Origin of the sequence: Bacillus stratosphericus, from assembly GCF_020524495.1 — a bacterium.
Taxonomy (GTDB): Bacteria; Bacillota; Bacilli; order Bacillales; family Bacillaceae; genus Bacillus; species Bacillus stratosphericus_B.
In genome coordinates, this window is record NZ_JAIVLB010000002.1 from 110825 (window position 1) to 129070 (window position 18246).

Sequence of the window (18246 nt, forward strand, 5' to 3'; positions counted from 1 at the left end):
AAGCGCAGGACTGCGGACGAAATCGAGGGTTTGTCTACACGCTGAAGGCTGCCCGCATTGAGGGGGCACCCTTTTCTATTACGTTTACACCTGTTGAAAAATGGACTCCACAGTGCTTTGATCACAGCTTTTGACAACGCGGACAATCAATTCTTTTGCAGCTGCATAATCATCCACATGCAAGATAGAATGACTTGTATGAATATAGCGAGCGCAAACACCAATGACAGCAGACGGTACACCTTGGTTAGAAATATGAACACTCCCAGCATCAGTACCACCTGGCGATACAAAGTATTGGTATGGAATGTTGTTTGTTTCAGCAGTATCGAGCACAAAGTCTCTCATGCCCCGGTGCGTAATCATCGTTCGATCAAAAATACGAAGAAGTGCACCTTTCCCAAGCTGGCCGAATTGTGTTTTATCACCTGTCACATCATTTGCAGGACTCGCATCTAAAGCAAAGAATAGATCCGGCTGAATCATATTTGCTGCTACTTCTGCACCTCTTAGCCCTACTTCCTCCTGAACCGTTGCGCCTGAATATAGCTGACAGGAGAGTGTTTCGTCTTTCAACTCTTTTAATAATTCAATCGCAAGTCCGCAGCCATAGCGGTTATCCCAAGCCTTCGCTAAAATCTTTTTCGGATTGGCCATTGGAGTGAAGACTGTTGCAGGGACAATTTGCTGTCCTGGGCGAATGCCAAGCTCCTTTGCCTCTTCTTCGCTATCAGCACCAATGTCAATGAGCATATCTGACGGCTTTACAGGTCTGTTTTTTTGTTCTGATGTCAGAAGGTGAGGAGGGGTACTGGACACGACACCAGGAATTGGCCCATGATCGGTATGAACATCAACACGCTGCGCCAGCATCACTTGACTCCACCAGCCACCAAGTGTTTGAAAACGAATCATCCCGTTTTTGGTAATTGACGAGACCATGAAACCCACTTCATCCATATGACCAGCCACCATGATTTTTGGCCCATTTTTTGGATCTTTCCGCACGCCAAACACACCGCCAAGACGATCCTGAATGAGTTCATCGGAATATTTCTCAAGTTCCTTTTTCATAAAAGCACGCACATGGTGCTCATTACCTGGTGTTCCCTGCAATTCTGTTAAATTTCGGAAAAGCGATAATGTTTCTTCGTTCATTCTACAGTTTACCTCGTTTCTATGTAATGACCATATATATTCCTATAAACATAACACTCACTTTATACTATAAGAATTCTTTCGGTTTTCCAAGTTTCTCTCCGGAAATTTTGAATATGCTTTCAAGTATTCGGATTTCTTAACATCATTGGACAAGTTTTGTATAATGGAAAAAACAACAATACGGAGGTGCAGCACGTTGAAGTTAAAACATGTTCTGATTGGTGCGAGTATTGGCGTAGCCGCTGCAATTGTTGCAAAGAAAGTATTTTTCCCTACGTATATCTCGTCTGAAAAAGCGTTAAAAATTGTGAAATCTGCTTTTAAACAGCGCGGCCCAATTGATGGCTCTTGGATTTATACTGTACCAGAACCGTATACCGTAAATGGTGAAACGATTGATGTGTACAAATCTGGCATTACCCGCTCTGCCTTTGGCGAGCTTGAACAGTACGAAGTCATGATTGATGCAAAAACAGGCATGATCGTTGATGTCATTGATTCTGTTGCTTGATCAAGAAAGCTTCGCAAGGACATGTTCCTCTGCGAAGCTTCTTTTTTTTATATGGCTTTAATTTTTTTGTACACAGGGTGCCACATAGCGTCTTGCACAGCCTGTATGAGATCATCAGGCGTTTCTTCGGCAACCCCTTCGGCAATCGCGGCTTGCGCCACACGGACAGCCACTGTCGCTGAAACCGTTCGAAGCTGATCGACACTCGGCAGCATCGCCGCACCCGGTTTTCCGACATTGACCATGCTGGCAATGGCTTCAGCACTCGCAACAAACATGCTATCCGTCATCAGGCGGGCTTTAGACACAATGGTTCCAAGACCAAGCCCCGGAAAAACAAGAGCATTATTAGCCTGCCCAATTTCATATGTAACTCCTTTATATTCCACAGGATTAAACGGGCTTCCCGTTGTCACAAGGGCACGTCCTTCTGTCCACTCGATGAGATCATTCGGCTTTGCTTCTGAAAGAGGCGTCGGATTAGACATCGGTAATATCGCTGGGCGCTCGACGTGTGACGCCATTTCTTTCACAATGTCCTCTGTAAATGCCCCTCCTACCGTCGAGGTGCCAATTAAGATGGTTGGTTTCGCTTGTTTGACAACCTCTAATAGATCAATGGAGTGTTTTGGACCATTACGGGCATACTCCTTTACTTCCTCAGAATGTCTCGCATACGGCTTTTGGAATGGTTGAATTTCAGGCGAATCATCTGTAAGCAATCCAGTTTTATCAATACACCAGAAGTGGCCATATGATTCCTCTTCTTTAACCCCATCTCTTACAATGGCATCACGAATTTGCTCAGCAATCCCAATACCTGCCGTACCCGCTCCAAAGATGACGATTCGGTGGTCCTTAAGCGGAACCTTCGATGCTTTTGCACATGATAGAACCGCAGCAAGTGAAACCGCTCCAGTTCCTTGAATATCGTCATTAAATGTACAAATGTGGTCCTTATATTTTTCTAAGATCGCACGGGCATTCTTTGTGCCAAAGTCTTCCCAGTGAAGAAGCGCATTTGGAAAGGTGGCACGGGCAAGCTCTACATATTGATCAATGAACTGATCATAACGTTCTCCTCGAACGCGAGAATGCTGATTTCCCACATAAAGCGGATCATTTAGAAGGCTTTCTTGATTTGTCCCAGCATCAAGTACAACTGCCAGCACGCGGCTAGGATCAATGCCTGCTGCCGCCGTATAAACAACCAATTTCCCGACTGAAATGGCTATTCCACCAACGCCCCAGTCTCCGATGCCTAAAATACCTTCTGCATCCGTCGCAACGATTAAATCAATGGATTCATCAACACCGTAGGATGCGAAAATCTCTTCCATGCCTTCTAGGTCATCAATAGATAAATAAAGTCCTCTCGGTTTTCTATACTCATGGCTATAACGCTGAATCGCCGTTCCTACGGTTGGGGTATATACGATCGGAAGCATTTCAGCCAAATGCTCATTCAATAATTTGTAAAAGAGTACTTCGTTTCTGTCATGAAGCGCTGTTAAATAGACATTTTTCCCAAGTGCATCTGGCTGTGCTTTAAACTGCTCGTATGCACGCTTTGCCTGGTCTTCTAAAGTTAAGACCTTAGGGGGGAGAAATCCTTTTAAACCAAGCTCTTCCCGCTCCTCCTTTGTAAATGCAACTCCTTTATTTAAATAAGGGACAGACATGATTTCCATCCCTCTTAATGGTGTTTCAATGACATCATCATGTACACGATAAAATTGGTTCACCTGCACTCTTCCTTTCACAAGTTCATATTGTCTATTTTGTATGAAAGGTGAAAAAACATACAGATGATCTTTTATCTACCTGCTTCTCTTTTGACTTCATGTGTCATTTGCCCTTCTTGATCCCACTTCACAGCTCGGTAAATGGCGTCATGATAAAACAAGTACCACGCATTTTTTTCTTCTGCGTATGCTTGCCACATTTGCTTGGCTGGTATTGAGGTCATTGGGTAATCATCATATGCCAGAACCCAAAGTGGATTTTTATGAGCGTGTGTCGGCATGATATCTGCTAAATGAATCGCTGTTTCGCCCTGACTTGTAAGCGTTAAGATGCTATGCCCATTGCTATGACCGCCTGTATGATACAGATGAATTCCTTTTGTCACTTCGATGCTTTCTTCAAATGTGACCACTTGATCTACTACAGGCTCCCAGTTTTCTTTCCAATATGTATTTCTTGAACGAATGTTCGGCTCTCTCATTTCATCCCATTCTGTTTTTGATGTGATGATTTTTGCTTGCTCAAAAACGGACACGAGCTGATCACCCTCACGTTTTGTTAACCCACTTGCATGATCGAAGTGTAGGTGTGTCATTAATACATAATCAATATCTGATGGACGTAGACCGAGAGCTGAAAGCGATTCTTCAATGTTTGTCTCCTCTGTCACGCCATAATTGCGTTTTTGTTTATCTGTCAGCTTCCCTGATCCGATGCCCGAATCCACTAATAGATGAAGACCTTTCCGTCGAATGAGAATCGGATCACACCGTAATTCAATTTGATTGCGTTCGTTCACAGGGTATTTTTTTGACCATAACGGCTTTGGCACCACACCGAACATCGCACCTCCATCCATGTGAGTATCTCCCCCGTTTAACCAGAACAGTTCCATGTCGCCTATTTTCATTGTCTCCATTGCTGTCATCCCTCCTTTTTCTATCGTAGCAAATACAGCCGAAAAGCGCATGCCCCAATCCACTGGAACTTTTCATCAAAAAAAGCTGACCGCAATCGTTCATTACAGCCAGCTTTTTTTCACTTGTTATTATGGGAATTTCACTTCTGATCGATAGATGGGTTGTCCCATAGAAGAGAATTTCTCTTCATATTCTGTCATTACATTCCCTTCTAAACCATCCTCATGTAAATCAAGGCTCACATACGTTAAAAGGAGTCCGTAAGAAGAAAAGCTCTTTAAGGAATATTCAAATAGCCCACGGTTATCTGTTTTGAAATGTAATTCTCCTCCTGATCGAAGAATCTGCTCATATCGCTCTAAAAAGGCTTTAAAGGTCAATCGGCGTTTTTCATGTCTTGATTTTGGCCACGGATCCGAGAAGTTCAAGTACACCCGGTCAATCTCATTTTCCGCAAACACATCTGTCAGTGTCTCTGCATTTATGTTCAAAAGCTTCACGTTTTGCACATCTGTTTCTTTGATTTTGTCTACTGCTGTCACAATGACACTTTTAAATAATTCAATGCCAATATAGTTGATGTCAGGATGAAGCTTTCCCATTCCAGTAAGAAAGCTTCCTTTTCCTGTCCCGACTTCGATATGGATTGGCTGATCATTTCCAAACAGCTCATGCCATTTCCCTTGATACTGCTCAGGATTTTCTAAAGCAATATGAGCATTTTCAGCTAAGTAATCATCAGCCCATGGTTTATGTCGCATCCTCAATTTGATACACCTCTATTTTTTTTACATTTTATCAAGATACCATGAAACATAAAGACCCGCAAGACAGCATCTGATATGCACATATCAAAAAGACCAGTCTCTTCTTGAGCTGGTCTGCTGCATGTATAAAATTTATGTTGAATGCACAGTTTAACCACATAAATGACATTCAAAAAGGAGCATACGTATGGGATTAAACCGCCAACATCAGCTTCAATTAATCAAAGATATTTTAACCGATCACAAGCTTGATTGCTGTGGTACTGTTGCAGAATATGAACAGGTGGAACGCGTGATTCAATTAATGCTGGCAAAGGAAGATCTTGATACTGATATTCGTCAGCTCTTAACAGATATTTATGTTTATAGCCAAAAAGGCACCTCTGTCAGTTCGATTGATACGCATATCCAAGAACACCAATCTCATCTGTCTGAGTGGGTTGAGAACATTCCCCTGTCTTAATGGATGTTTAACCGTTTTAAAAGTACGCTAAGCTCAGCTTGTACTTCTTTTTGCGCCTGTACATTCCCTTTTCTTTTATGCCAAACGACAAAGGATACCGTTTCTGCTAACACATACCACGCCATGCGCTTTCGCAAATTATCTGTCAGCGGGGCGCCATACATAGAGAGCCAGCTTCCCCAATTCTTTTCTTCAACATAATGATATAAAAGCGGTCCAAGGTCGATCGCTGGGTCCGCAATCATTGCCCCATCCCAATCTATTAAATAGAGCTGATTTTCATCTGTGAGCAGCCAGTTATTATGATTGAGATCACAATGGCACACGACCTTATCCTCAAAATGGACGGCCTCCACATGCTTCTCTAAATACGGGATGGCACGCGTGATGTCATATGAATCAATCTGCTCTTTTAAGATAGACTGCTTAAGATGCATCAGAATGGATTCTGGGTCAAGCGAGTGCTTTTCTAACCGTTTCAGCATATCGAGCAATTCTTTAGATGTATGAATTTTTCTTAGCTGCTCCGCAACCGAACGATCATTCATGTCCTTTGGCTTCAGCTCTCTGCCGCTTAGCCAGTGCTGCGCAGTAATAACATCCCCATTTTCCATCCGTTTTGTCCAGACAAGCTTCGGCACAATGCCTTCAGCTGACAAAACCGCAAGAAACGGTGACGTATTGCGTTTTAGAAATAGCTTTTGGTCATTGTGTGTAGCGAAGTAAGCATCTCCCGTAGCGCCTCCAGCAGGAGAGATGTGCCATTCGCTACCTAATATTTGTCCCATCCAGTTCATATCAATTTTCAACCCATCATTTCTTAAAATATTTTAAAACGTGCTTTTTTAGTCGACAAAATTCAGCCGATTGACGATCAATTGGCTGTTTCTTTTTTATTTATATGATCATAAAAACAAAAAGGACAGCTATTGAGAATGAGATGCTAAACAATAGCCGTCCTATAGATTTTATCGCTACCTTCTTATACTCGTCAAGCAAAACTAAAAAATCAGGACAAGAACCTTATGAAAAGAAAGGCTTTTTTCATGGTTCATTTGCTGGCGCATACACCGGCAGTTGTTTAAGCACGTAATTTTAAGGATCGTTCACTCGCCTTTACAAAGACAGGGGTTGCGCCTATCACTTCACCATCTGCGTGAAATAAGATTTTCTCATCTGCCTCTAAGTACGCTTCCTCATGCTGAAAAAGGGTGACTCCCTCCATTGGGAGGTGCTTTCCAAAAACCATCGCACTAAGAAACAAGATGACTTTGAATGGATTCAAATCCGTAACAACGATTGTTTGAAAGCCTGGCTGCCTTGCGCTCGCTTCTGGCGCTGCTTTTAGCCCTCCGCCATAATACGGGTGATTGCATACCATCACAAACCACACTTGGCGAAAGACTTTCCTCTCATCTTCAATAAAAAGAGCAAGGTCAAACGGCTTGAATGACCATAAAGAATGAAGAAATGACAGCGGGTAAATGATAAACCCCAGCTTGAGTCGTTTCAGCCACTTTTTCCCTCTGAAATGAACCGTTTTCCTCAGAACATGTGCGTCAAACCCAACACCAATATGATTGAGAAAAAGAACAGATAGCGGGCTTTCCGCATGATCTTGAAATGAACCGAGAGAAAATGTTTTGGTGAGCATTCTCTTTTGCTTTCTGACTTCTTTTATCACATCATGACGCTGGATACCAAGCCCCTTCGCTGCGTCATTCCAATGACCAGCTGGAACAAAGCTTAGCTGCACATGATCGATTTCTTTTAAGCCATTCAGTACTTCATGAATGGTGCCGTCACCTCCAATGACGATCAGACGCTTCAGCCTATCATCTTGCATGGCGCTAATCTGTCTCGCCAAGACCTCTGCATGACCTTCGTGCAGGGTAAGAAACGATCGGTATGAAATCTCCACCCTTTGTAATTCTTTCTCTATGCTCCTCCAAGTACTGAGTCCTTTTCCATGTCCTGCTGCTGGGTTGACGATAAAGTACCATTCATTCATAAGTTAGCTCCACTCAAGTCTCATTTACGGTGACCTTCCATTATGCCTTTAATCGAGCCATTCCTGCCTTCTTTTGCTGTCTGATTCACCATAAGCAAGCAATGCTTTTGTCGCCTTAAATTGCTGGTGCTTTGTCGGCGCCGTATTTTTCCGCTGCTTTTTAAACCATTCCTCAGCCTTCTTCTTATCCACAACCTCCATCCCGTATGGAACTTCAGGTAAGTCAATATAAGAGGTGCGGCTGATGAGGATTTTTTTCACAGGAAGTTCTACACCACTTTGCTGTAAAATCTTTGACACCACGGTTCCTGAGCGTAGAAGGCTTGTACAAGGATTTAAGATGGACTGGACAGCTTTTCCTGTCGCCCGCTTTTCCCAAAAACGTTCCTTTGATCCGATAAATACGCTGTCTGGCTCTGCCTCTAAGAAGGATAAACAGATCACTTCCAGCGGCGTAATGATCACTGAACACAATTCCATCTCAGCTTTTTGAATGAGCAGCACCGGCTTGTACATCACAAAATAAGAATCCGGAAGCTGTCTTGCAAGCATACGCAGCTTTTCATCATATCGAATGTGATGGGAAACGGTTGAAATGTGTGATATCGTCGAGCTGGCCCACTTTAATTGAACATCGTAGAGATGATCTTTAAAAAAGTGAATCAGCTTCGTTTCATCGGTAGGGATGTTTCTAAAGACTCCTTGCTCTATATCTGTTGGCTCGTTAAAAAGACTTAGGTCCCGTTCCTTTTTCATATCGGCTTCTTTTTGCTTTCTCTTTAAGGAGAATTTCTTTCTCTTCTCTTCCTTTTGTTCAGCTTGTTCAAGGGTTTGGTCAAGCTGCTTTTGCGCCTGTTCTTTGGAAGCCTTTTTTAACTCGTCCCATCTTTGATTTTTCAATCGAATAAACTGATTGATGTAATGATGGGGATCTTGTTCATATCGTGATATATAATCTTGAATTTTGATCATTTGCGCCATCTGCTGCTCACTCCAACTTCTAGAATCATTTAGTGTAAATTGTTTGATTGCGTGATAACGTGAGGTTTCTTTCGTACGTATTTCAAATAAAGCGATACTAGGAGAATAGCTGTCTTTGAATGATGAGCATAAGATCATTTTTTCACTGTGATTTCCCCTTCTCCTTACCTATTTCTATTTTGCTAATTCATACATGGCTTGTGCATATAGAGCTGTTGCTCTCAGTAAGTCATCGATTTCGATATATTCATCCTTTTGATGCGCACAATCTGGTCTGCCAGGGAATAGAGGACCAAAGGCTACTCCTGCTTCTAAAGATCTCGCATACGTTCCTCCTCCAATAGCAATAAGGGAGGCTGGATCTCCAGTTTGTTCCTCATATACCCGCTGTAATGTTTTCACAAGTGGATGATCTTTTGAGACATGATGCGGAGGGCTGTCGTCAAATTTCTCAAGGGATGCCCCTTTGATGCTTTCAATCCCCTTTCTTACGTCCTTGCCGTCTGCTGTCACTGGATAACGGACATTTATCCCAAGTTTGGCTTCCTCATTTTGCGTATAGCGGATGGTGCCAACATTGAGGGTCAGGTCCCCGCTTATGTCATCCTGGTAAGCAATTCCCAGCTTTTGTCCTCTTGTATCTTGATCAAATAAAGCGTTTATTTGTGATGTAAAGGCAAGCCCTTGTTCATCTAATTCATGCTCACATAAGAAATTTGCCATATGAATGCCCGCATTAATGCCATACGCCGGCTCCATCGCATGTACTGATACACCATTTAATGTGAAATGCAGTTCACCCGCTATTTTCTTTGTCTCACCAGATAATTGATTTTCAGTAAGATAAGCTTCAAAAGCCGTTTTCAACGCTTCAGCATCATATTCCTGTGCCGTTGTCACAATAGCTGCGGCCTCATCTGGCACCATATTGAGCCTCATACCTGATGAAAACTGCTTGAGTGTATAGCGCTTATTTTCTTCTGATTGTTGATATGTAAATGAAACGATGGCATCGATGATCCCTTTTTCAGCATGAATAATGGGGAAATCTGCATCAGGCGCAAAGCCAATGTTCGGCATCGCCTCATGCTTAAAATAATGATCCACGCAGCGCCAATCACTTTCTTCATCAGTTCCGATAATCATTCGAATCTTTTTTGATAACTGAATATCCGCATCTTTTAACATCTTAAGCGCATAGAAAGCCGCTATGGTTGGCCCTTTATCATCAATGGCCCCTCTTGCAAAAATTTTATTTTCTCTCATGTCTGCTGAAAATGGCGGGGTTGTCCAGCCGTCACCAGCAGGCACCACGTCCACATGGCATAGCACCCCTACAATGTCTTCGCCTTGTCCATATTCAATATGTCCTGCATAACCATCGACATTCTTCACAATAAAGCCTTCGTTTTTCCCTTTTTTCAGCATGTACTGAAGGGCCTCATCCACTTTTTCACCGAATGGCTTCCCTTCTTTTCCACCTTCTTCATCAAGAACACTTTCAATTTGTAAAAAAGATCGTGTATCATTGATCAAGTCTTCTTTTTTTCGTATGACTTCAGCTTCCCAATTCATTTTCCATTCCTCCTTCAAAAAAAGGTTGCAATCCACCCTCGCTGGAATGACAACATTCTTTACTATGGTATATATTGTAGCCGTCAAGCTAGGAATCCTTTCAAAAGGAGGCATTCCTTTTGACCAAGTCTTTACTGCCACAATTATTGCTACTGTCGTCGGTACGCTCTGGATGGCACTATTTCCAACTATCCGATTGCCATTGCACCAAGCATGGGGCTAAATGTCTATTTCACCGTCACAGTTTTCGGTGACGGCATAATCAGCTACCAAACGGCGTTCAGTGCGGTATTTGTCACTGGTTTACTCTTTATTATTTTATCGTTAACATCCCTTAGAAAACAACTGATCGAAGCCATTCCAGATAATTTAAAGTACGGAATGACAGCAGGGATTGGACTTTTCATTGCGTTCATCGGTCTCAGACAGTCTGGCATCATGGCTACTCCCCAGAGAATCTTGTAAAGCTTGGATTTATTTCATATCCACTTGTGAAATGAGCAAAAGAGAAATGGACATAAGTGCATAGTCTTGTTCTCATCTTTGCCATCTTATTTTTAAAGGCACATTTCAAAAGAGCATTTTGTAAATTTCCTGTGTTTATTTTTTGTTTTTTCTAAAATGACAGACTTCTCCATACCCCTTATGTTTATTGGGTTTAACAGGATTCAAATCATGATATAAATATATTTTATTTCATGAAGACCAGTTAAAAAACACGTAAATTTGACTTTTTGGTGGAACTCCATGCATAATAATGTGTATAATAAAATAAAACATTAAAAAACACGAACATTTACCATTGTTGCATGTCCTTATTTCGCAGTTTTAGTGTAGTAAGTTGTGGTTAGTCAAGTCCATCCGATCTTATTGATAGGGAGTGGTTTTTTGAAACCTTCAACAAACCGTATGATGACTCGAATTAAATCAGTTTATATGTTCATTCAAGAGAAAGGTCTTGTGACGACACAAGAGCTGGTTGATGAATTCGGGATCACACCTAGAACCATTCAAAGAGACTTAAACGTGCTTGCCTATAACGATCTTGTTCATAGTCCAAGCAGAGGCAAATGGGAAACAACGAGAAAAAAAGTGAAAATATCATCTTAAGCTTATAATGAATTGTCCATATAACATAAAGAACCGGCGATATGCCGGTTCTTTGTCTATTCTCGATTGATTAAGCTATCTAATTCTTCTTCCGTCAATTCACGATACTCCCCGGGCGCTAAATCTTCATCTAATGAGACAGATCCCATTGACAAACGCTTTAAAAAGATCACTTCATTCCCTACCGCTTGCACCATCAGCTTCACTTGATGGTATTTCCCTTCAGTAATCGTTAAACGGATGCGTGTATCCGCCTCTTGATTGGCATCTACTTCAATCTTTGCCGGCTTCGTATGGTAGTCATCTAAAATGACAACCCCCTGCTCAAGACGCTTGATGTCTTGATCTCTTAAAGGGTATGTCAGATGAACTTCGTACGTCTTCGGGACATGCTTTTTCGGAGAAAGTAATTGATAAGCGAGCTGCCCATCATTTGTGAGGAGAAGAAGACCAACTGTATCCTTATCAAGTCTCCCCACAGGGAATGGCCCCCTTGCAATATCCTCCGGCTCAAGTAAATCGACAACCGTTTCATCTCGCAAATCCTCTGTTGCTGAAATGACGCCATCTGGTTTGTTCATCATTAAATAAATAAACTCTTTATACTCAACACGCTCTCCGTGTACGAGTACTTCATCATTCAATGGATCGACATGATCTTTCACCTGCTTCGCCACTTCTCCATTCACTGTGACAGCTCGAGCCTTGACCAGCTTCTTCACATCTTTTCTTGAACCAAAGCCGCTATTGGCAAGCAATTTATCAAGCCTCATGAATATCCACCTCTTCTTAACTCTTTTTTCTTAAAAATGTTGGCATACGGCTGCCAAGTACACGCTCTAGTAATCCAATCTTGTAAGAAAAGAACATATACACACCGCCTCCAGTGATCATTGAAATCAAGATGACGATACCAGCTTGTACAATTCCGTCTTCATAAGAAATCAATTGACTCACAAGCTGACATGTCACATAAGCCGCAACAGCCATGATCGCCGTTAAAATACTAATAAGAATAAAACGTTTGAAAATCCTGTGGAATGAATAGCCTGCATGACGCTTAATCATGATAAACATATACAAGATCGACGCACTGTAGCCTAGTGCAGTTGCAAGCACAGAACCATTTCCTTGCAGCCAGCTAATCAGCGGGATATTCAAGACTGTTTTAATCAAAATCCCTAACAAAAGACTGACGATAGCGAATTTTTGTTTGTTAATCCCTTGCAAAATCGCTGCGTTAATGGTGAATAAAGAAAACAATAACGCAACAGGTGCATACCAGAACAAAATAGAAATCCCTATCTCAGGATGAACAGACGGGTAGAAAAACCAATAAACTGGTCCTGCCAGAGCAGAGATTCCAAATGAAGCAGGCAGTACGAAGAATAACATAACCTGCATTGTTTGATCAATTTGCCGATTGAGCAGTTTATCATTACGTGCTGTAAATGATTCCGTAATGGTCGGAATCAAGGTTAAGCCAAAAGCTGTTGCAAGAGACACAGGAATCATCACTAGCTTCGGTAAATATAACGTCACAATGGAAAGTACCGCTGTACTAATATCTTGATGTCCTGATGCAATCATGGCTCTATTGATTGTATTTGTATCAATATATGAATAAATTGGAATTGCAAGTCCAACAAACACATACGGTGCTGCATAGCTAAACAGCTCTGTAAACATTTGCTTATAAGACAAATCAGAGTAAGCGCCTGTATTCGGCTGCATAGCAAGGAGACGGTCCTTCCGCTTCAGCCAATATAAATAAAGGGTAAATAATCCGCCAAATGCCCCGATCAGTGCTGCAAAAGTTGCATAACCGACAGCAATGACAAGTCCGCCGTCAAGCACCTTTAAAATAATAAACGTCGCTGTTAATAGGAAGATGATTCTGACAAGTTGTTCGATGACTTGAGAAACAGCTGTTGGCCCCATCATCGAGTGCCCTTGGAAGAACCCTCGCACAAGACTCATGATTGGTACAACCAGAAGACCTAAACTCACCATCCGAATCACATATACCACTTGATCGACAGTCAAACCGCCTGTTTCATTTGATCCGCCAAGCTGAATCTTGGCAAAAATCGGCGCAGTCAAATATAAAATAGAAAAGGCGATAATACCGGTGACAAGCATGACCGACATACCCGCTCTGAACATTTTCCTTGTTGTCTGATAATCGCCAATTGCATTATATTTGGAGACAAATTTTGATACCGCTGTTGGGAAACCAAGCGTAGCAATACTTAAAAAGATCGTATACTGATTGTATCCATATTGGAATAGTGCACCACCAGTAGCTCCAACCATTGCGCTAAATGGAATTAAGTAAATCATACCAAGAAAACGAGAGAGATAAGTCCCTATCGTTAAAACCAACGTACCACGAAGCAGTTTATTAGACATGCGCTTAACCACCATTTTTCTAATGAATATTCAACTTAACTATTTTACCACATCATTTCATCGCACAGGTAACAAAACCCATACAGAAGTCACAAAACCAATCAATTCATATTTCAGCCTTCCCCAATCTTCGTTATAATAGAGAAATGACTGAAGTAGAAAGAGGAATGTAACATGAAACATTATGATGTCATTGTCATTGGCGGTGGACCTTCTGGGCTGATGGCAGCGATTGCATCAGCAGAGCACGGTGCATCTGTTCTTTTAATTGACAAAGGAAATAAACTTGGCAGAAAGCTGGCCATTTCTGGCGGTGGACGCTGTAACGTTACCAATCGCCTTCCAGTAGAAGAAATCATTCAACATATTCCCGGAAACGGCCGTTTTTTATATAGTGCATTTTCTGAGTTCAACAATGAGGATATCATTACATTTTTTGAAAACCTTGGCATTGAACTGAAAGAAGAAGACCACGGACGCATGTTCCCTGTCTCAAACAAAGCACAATATGTTGTGAATGCCCTGTTAGACAGGCTCCGAACTTTGAATGTCACCATTCGAACGAATGAAAAGATTAAAAACGTTCTGTATCAAGACGGACAAGCAGCAGGAATTGTTACAAATAACGATGAAAAAATTTCAAGCAAGGCTGTTGTCATTGCTGTTGGTGGAAAAAGTGTGCCGCATACTGGATCTACTGGTGACGGCTATGCTTGGGCAGAAGCCGCTGGCCATACGATTACAGAGCTTTTCCCAACAGAAGTACCGGTCACATCAGATGAGCCATTTATGAAAGAAAAAGTGCTTCAAGGGCTCTCTTTACGAAGTGTGGCTGTAAGTGTTTTAAACAAAAAGGGAAAACCAGTCGTCACACATGTCATGGATATGATCTTTACTCACTTTGGCTTATCAGGCCCAGCTGTTCTTAGATGCAGCGGATTTGTTGTCAAAGAGCTGAAAAAGCAGCCGACAGTCCGCCTGCAAATTGATTTATATCCAAAGTTTCATGACGAGGAGCTATTCCAAAAGCTTCACTGTGACCTAAAGGACGCACCGAAAAAGTCAATTAAGAATGTACTGAAGCCTTGGATGCAAGTACGCTATTTGTTGTTCCTTTTAGAAAGGAACGAGATTGATCCACAAGACACATTTTCTGGTCTTGCCAAGGATAAACTGCGTGCTTTTGCCCATGATTGTAAACATTTTATCGTTCATGCAAATGGTACACTTTCCTTAGACAAAGCGTTTGTCACAGGAGGCGGAGTCTCTGTCAAAGAGATTGAACCGAAAAAAATGGCGTCTAAAAAAATGGCCGGTCTTTATTTCTGTGGAGAAATTTTAGACATTCACGGTTATACTGGCGGCTACAATATTACGTCAGCACTTGTGACAGGCAGGCTTGCTGGCATGAATGCTGCACTAGAAGCAAAGGAGAGATATCAATGATCAGACGTGCACTTCCGATTGTACTTGCGGTTGTGATTAGTTTGACAGCTGCCTTTTTCATGAAGCTGTCGATTACCCCATTAAAAGTGGCTATCGTTTTGGCTTTTACCATTTTCGCTGTTTGCTTAAAAGAATATGTATACCGCCTTCGTAAACGGATTGAGGAAAAGACGTCCTCACACACCGATGGTTGAAAAATGATAAGGAAACATGTTACGGTAAAGTAGAGGTCGAGTGAGAAACTCGCCTTTTTTTGTTTGAAAAATAATGAGGTAGGGGATATTAAATAAAATCCTCTGCTTAAAAGTGTAGAGCAACAGGAGAGTGAGATGGTGTGAAAAACGTATCAAGTGTATTTTGGATTGTGATTGCGATCACATTTATAGCGGTCCTATGGGGAGCCTTTTCTCCAGAAACACTGCAAAGTATGACAGATCAAATTCAAACTTACATTACAAATGACTTTGGCTGGTATTATTTATTAGTCGTATCACTGCTTGTCGGCTTTTGTCTATTCTTTATTTTTAGTCCAATCGGAAAAATGACGTTAGGAAAGCCTGATGAAAAGCCTGAGTTTGGTCTTTTTTCTTGGTTTGCGATGCTATTTAGTGCTGGTATGGGAATTGGCCTTGTTTTTTACGGAGCGGCTGAACCGATCAGTCACTTTGCCATTCAATCACCAACAGTCGAGACTGAAACCGCACAAGCCTTCCGCGATTCCCTTCGTTATACCTTTTTCCACTGGGGACTTCATGCATGGGCCATTTATGCGATTGTCGCACTTTGCATTGCATACTTCAAATTTAGAAAAGATGCGCCTGGATTAATTAGTTCAACCTTATACCCATTATTTGGAAACAGAATTCATGGATGGATCGGAAAAACCATAGATTGTATCGCCGTGTTTGCAACAGTAGTTGGTGTAGCCACTAGTTTAGGACTAGGTGCTGCGCAAATTAATGGAGGGTTAAGTTATTTATTCGGTATACCAAATAACTTCTTGACTCAGCTCATCATTATTGCAATCGTCACGGTTCTGTTCCTTATCTCTTCTTGGAGCGGAATTAGTAAAGGTATTAAATATTTAAGCACTACAAATATGATTTTTGCTGCTTTGCTCATAATGTTTTTACTTTTTGTTGGACCAACTGTTTATATATTAAATTCATTTACAGATTCAATTGGACAATACTTATCAAATATTGTGCAAATGAGCTTTAGATTATCCCCAAATGACCCTGAAAAGAGAGAATGGATTAATGGATGGACAATCTTCTATTGGGCATGGTGGATCTCTTGGTCCCCTTTTGTCGGAATTTTTATTGCAAGGGTATCGCGCGGAAGAACCATTCGAGAGTTTTTAATTGGTGTCTTAGTAGCTCCTTCAATACTCGTTTTTCTATGGTTCTCTATCTTCGGTGTATCTGCCATGGACTTACAACAAAAAAAGATTGTCGATATTGCTGGTATGTCGACTGAAACAATGCTGTTTGGTGTATTAAATCAATACCCACTCGCCATGATTACGTCGATCCTGGCCCTTATCTTAATTGCTGTATTCTTTATCACATCAGCAGATTCAGCCACATTCGTTCTTGGGATGCAGACAACCTATGGCTCATTAAATCCTGCTAATAGTGTGAAGATCAGCTGGGGCATCATCCAATCAGCTGTCGCTGCAGTGCTTTTATTTTCAGGCGGGCTTGAAGCCTTGCAAAACACAGCAAAACTCGCAGCTTTGCCATTCTCAGTTGTTATTATTTTGATGATCGTATCACTATATAAATCGTTAAATGATGAACGAAGGGCCATTAAACAAGCAAAAATAAGATCAATAAACCACGAAGCCCAAGAGTAAAAAAAGCATAATAGAAAGAGCCGTTTCTTATCTGAACGGCTTTTTTCTTATATCCATTTAAGATTGTCATGATCTACTCGGTCTTCCTAGTCTTCAAAGGTTTTCTATCGCACGGAACAGAAGACAAAGGGCTAAAATAAAGATTATTTTTAGCCCTTTGTCAAAAAGATGCCGTCTATTTTTTATATAAAATGAGCGCTGAAAAACAGTAAAGCTGTTCTCCTCCTTGCTCACAGATCACTGCTACATTGTACTTAATGTCAATGACTTGGTCGTCGTCCATTCCTTTTAAAAAAAGATTGATTTCGCTCTGTAAATCTTTTTCGTGTTCTTCATCAAATACAGCTACCTTTAGCACAAATGCCACTCTCCCTTCTCTTGCTACTCTATCTTTATGCACATAGAGACGGGCATATGAACAAAAAAAGCCTTCCATCTCATGGATGAAAGGACTCCTATTTACAGCTTCGGTTTTGTTTCTCCTGTCCATGCAAGCATGCCACCAATTACATTGGTCGCTTGATAGCCTTGGTCTTCTAAGTAATAGCAGACATTTTCACTACGTTTACCAGAACGGCAAATAATATAATATTCTTGTGTTTTGTCAAACGCATCCAGTTTCTCAGGGATATCTCCCATTCGAATGTGGACTGCTTCTGGAACCATGCCTTCTGCTACCTCCTCATCCTCACGCACATCGACGAGCTGAATGGCCTCTTCTTGCCTTAGTTTTTGTTTTAATTCTTCTATTGAGATTTCTTTTACTGACACGACTTTCATCTCTCCTTTTATTCACGTGACACCATTATAGCAAATCATTCACATCATGTTGAAGTAATCACCCGTTTAGATTGAAGGAAAAACGTGATCATTTTTTCACATCTACTACCTGTTGCTCACTTTCAAACTCTACCTTTTTGAATTGCCATTGTGAGAATGCTAATACTAAAAAACAGTGCGATTCCTGGTAAATAAGCAAATAGGATAAAACGAAAAGCATTTCTCCTAAAAGACTAAGCGTTGTTCACGTTTGCTTTCCTTTTCCATTGACGTCACTCCTCATTGGTCAACTTTTAAAATACAAGATCGATGGAGGAATCACCTTGTTTTCGACAAAATTATGTCCCAGGAAATAAATAACACCCACCGGTTTATACCGATGGGTGTGCAGCTTGTAGACAAAGTCTACAAGCTTTTTTGTATAATAAGGGTAATAACACAATTCTGCGGGGGATGAACATGTTATCGAAACGTGAAGAAGAGAGAAGAAATCAATTAGAAGTAG

General features: G+C 41.4%; 17 protein-coding genes and 2 pseudogenes. 7 read left to right on the forward strand and 12 right to left on the reverse strand.

Going from position 1 to position 18246, the window contains the following annotated elements; all coding sequences use genetic code 11:
* Positions 1 to 84 precede the first annotated feature (84 nt).
* Positions 85 to 1158, reverse strand: coding sequence for a M42 family metallopeptidase (locus LC033_RS01495; RefSeq protein ID WP_226566532.1), 1074 nt, complete (start codon positions 1156 to 1158; stop codon positions 85 to 87).
* 199 nt (positions 1159 to 1357) lie between these two features.
* On the opposite strand from LC033_RS01495, the gene LC033_RS01500 reads away from it, so the two are divergent.
* Complete coding sequence (locus LC033_RS01500; RefSeq protein WP_003217759.1) at positions 1358 to 1672, forward strand: PepSY domain-containing protein; 315 nt, start codon at positions 1358 to 1360, stop codon at positions 1670 to 1672.
* 47 nt (positions 1673 to 1719) lie between these two features.
* Here LC033_RS01500 and LC033_RS01505 read toward each other — a convergent pair whose 3' ends face one another.
* From LC033_RS01505 to trmB, 3 genes are all read right to left on the reverse strand, one after another.
* Positions 1720 to 3417, reverse strand: coding sequence for an NAD-dependent malic enzyme (locus LC033_RS01505; protein WP_226566533.1), 1698 nt, complete (start codon positions 3415 to 3417; stop codon positions 1720 to 1722).
* Positions 3418 to 3488: 71 nt separating this feature from the next.
* On the reverse strand, positions 3489 to 4337 hold the full coding sequence (locus LC033_RS01510) for a YtnP family quorum-quenching lactonase (RefSeq protein WP_226566534.1): 849 nt from the start codon (positions 4335 to 4337) through the stop codon (positions 3489 to 3491).
* Between the two features lie 129 nt (positions 4338 to 4466).
* Positions 4467 to 5105: a tRNA (guanosine(46)-N7)-methyltransferase TrmB gene (gene trmB, locus LC033_RS01515; RefSeq protein ID WP_226566535.1), complete on the reverse strand. Its 639-nt coding sequence runs from the start codon at positions 5103 to 5105 to the stop codon at positions 4467 to 4469.
* A gap of 187 nt (positions 5106 to 5292) precedes the next feature.
* Between trmB and LC033_RS01520 the strand changes: the two genes are divergently transcribed.
* On the forward strand, positions 5293 to 5568 hold the full coding sequence (locus LC033_RS01520) for a YtzH-like family protein (protein WP_226566536.1): 276 nt from the start codon (positions 5293 to 5295) through the stop codon (positions 5566 to 5568).
* On the opposite strand, the gene LC033_RS01525 is transcribed toward LC033_RS01520, so the two are convergent.
* The 4 genes from LC033_RS01525 to pepV all read right to left on the reverse strand — a co-directional run bounded on the left by LC033_RS01525 (position 5565) and on the right by pepV (position 10135).
* A complete protein-coding gene (locus LC033_RS01525; RefSeq protein ID WP_226566537.1) occupies positions 5565 to 6377 on the reverse strand; it encodes a phosphotransferase family protein in 813 nt (270 codons plus the stop codon). The genes LC033_RS01520 and LC033_RS01525 overlap by 4 nt on opposite strands.
* Before the next feature lie 272 nt (positions 6378 to 6649).
* Positions 6650 to 7579 carry a YegS/Rv2252/BmrU family lipid kinase gene (locus tag LC033_RS01530; RefSeq protein WP_226566538.1) on the reverse strand — a complete coding sequence of 310 codons (930 nt, stop codon included), beginning with the start codon at positions 7577 to 7579 and terminating at the stop codon, positions 6650 to 6652.
* 48 nt (positions 7580 to 7627) lie between these two features.
* Complete coding sequence (locus tag LC033_RS01535; RefSeq protein ID WP_226566539.1) at positions 7628 to 8560, reverse strand: hypothetical protein; 933 nt, start codon at positions 8558 to 8560, stop codon at positions 7628 to 7630.
* A 174-nt stretch (positions 8561 to 8734) separates the two neighbouring features.
* A complete protein-coding gene (gene pepV, locus LC033_RS01540; protein WP_226566540.1) occupies positions 8735 to 10135 on the reverse strand; it encodes a dipeptidase PepV in 1401 nt (466 codons plus the stop codon).
* Between the two features lie 46 nt (positions 10136 to 10181).
* Here pepV and LC033_RS01545 point away from each other — a divergent pair.
* Positions 10182 to 10623, forward strand: a pseudogene (locus LC033_RS01545) (solute carrier family 23 protein); the annotation flags it as partial.
* A 400-nt stretch (positions 10624 to 11023) separates the two neighbouring features.
* Entirely contained in the window at positions 11024 to 11245 is a 222-nt protein-coding gene (locus LC033_RS01550) for a DeoR family transcriptional regulator (RefSeq protein WP_008356419.1), read from the forward strand.
* Positions 11246 to 11301: 56 nt separating this feature from the next.
* On the opposite strand, the gene LC033_RS01555 is transcribed toward LC033_RS01550, so the two are convergent.
* Complete coding sequence (locus LC033_RS01555) at positions 11302 to 12018, reverse strand: pseudouridine synthase (protein WP_226566541.1); 717 nt, start codon at positions 12016 to 12018, stop codon at positions 11302 to 11304.
* A gap of 16 nt (positions 12019 to 12034) precedes the next feature.
* On the reverse strand, positions 12035 to 13657 hold the full coding sequence (gene murJ / locus LC033_RS01560) for a lipid II flippase MurJ (protein ID WP_226566542.1): 1623 nt from the start codon (positions 13655 to 13657) through the stop codon (positions 12035 to 12037).
* Between the two features lie 174 nt (positions 13658 to 13831).
* On the opposite strand from murJ, the gene LC033_RS01565 reads away from it, so the two are divergent.
* The 3 genes and pseudogenes from LC033_RS01565 (at position 13832) to opuD (ending at position 16972) form a co-directional block, all read left to right on the forward strand.
* On the forward strand, positions 13832 to 15103 hold the full coding sequence (locus LC033_RS01565) for a BaiN/RdsA family NAD(P)/FAD-dependent oxidoreductase (RefSeq protein ID WP_226566543.1): 1272 nt from the start codon (positions 13832 to 13834) through the stop codon (positions 15101 to 15103).
* Positions 15100 to 15297, forward strand: coding sequence for a hypothetical protein (locus LC033_RS01570; RefSeq protein WP_226566544.1), 198 nt, complete (start codon positions 15100 to 15102; stop codon positions 15295 to 15297). Before LC033_RS01565 ends, LC033_RS01570 begins: the two co-directional genes overlap by 4 nt.
* A 140-nt stretch (positions 15298 to 15437) precedes the next feature.
* Positions 15438 to 16972 (forward strand): annotated as a pseudogene (opuD, locus tag LC033_RS01575) (glycine betaine transporter OpuD).
* A gap of 164 nt (positions 16973 to 17136) precedes the next feature.
* Here opuD and LC033_RS01580 read toward each other — a convergent pair.
* Together LC033_RS01580 and LC033_RS01585 are read right to left on the reverse strand one after the other, a co-directional pair.
* Entirely contained in the window at positions 17137 to 17319 is a 183-nt protein-coding gene (locus LC033_RS01580; protein ID WP_226566547.1) for a sporulation protein Cse60, read from the reverse strand.
* A 101-nt stretch (positions 17320 to 17420) separates the two neighbouring features.
* On the reverse strand, positions 17421 to 17732 hold the full coding sequence (locus tag LC033_RS01585; protein ID WP_226566545.1) for a rhodanese-like domain-containing protein: 312 nt from the start codon (positions 17730 to 17732) through the stop codon (positions 17421 to 17423).
* Positions 17733 to 18246 lie beyond the last annotated feature (514 nt).

Coding starts and splice junctions, on each gene's coding strand:
- LC033_RS01495 (WP_226566532.1), bottom strand. CDS start 1,158: ATGAACGAAGAAACATTATCGCTTTTCCGAAATTTAACAGAATTGCAG.
- LC033_RS01510 (WP_226566534.1), bottom strand. CDS start 4,337: ATGGAGACAATGAAAATAGGCGACATGGAACTGTTCTGGTTAAACGGG.
- LC033_RS01520 (WP_226566536.1), top strand. CDS start 5,293: ATGGGATTAAACCGCCAACATCAGCTTCAATTAATCAAAGATATTTTA.
- LC033_RS01530 (WP_226566538.1), bottom strand. CDS start 7,579: ATGAATGAATGGTACTTTATCGTCAACCCAGCAGCAGGACATGGAAAA.
- LC033_RS01535 (WP_226566539.1), bottom strand. CDS start 8,560: ATGGCGCAAATGATCAAAATTCAAGATTATATATCACGATATGAACAA.
- pepV (WP_226566540.1), bottom strand. CDS start 10,135: ATGAATTGGGAAGCTGAAGTCATACGAAAAAAAGAAGACTTGATCAAT.
- LC033_RS01555 (WP_226566541.1), bottom strand. CDS start 12,018: ATGAGGCTTGATAAATTGCTTGCCAATAGCGGCTTTGGTTCAAGAAAA.
- murJ (WP_226566542.1), bottom strand. CDS start 13,657: ATGTCTAATAAACTGCTTCGTGGTACGTTGGTTTTAACGATAGGGACT.
- LC033_RS01565 (WP_226566543.1), top strand. CDS start 13,832: ATGAAACATTATGATGTCATTGTCATTGGCGGTGGACCTTCTGGGCTG.
- LC033_RS01570 (WP_226566544.1), top strand. CDS start 15,100: ATGATCAGACGTGCACTTCCGATTGTACTTGCGGTTGTGATTAGTTTG.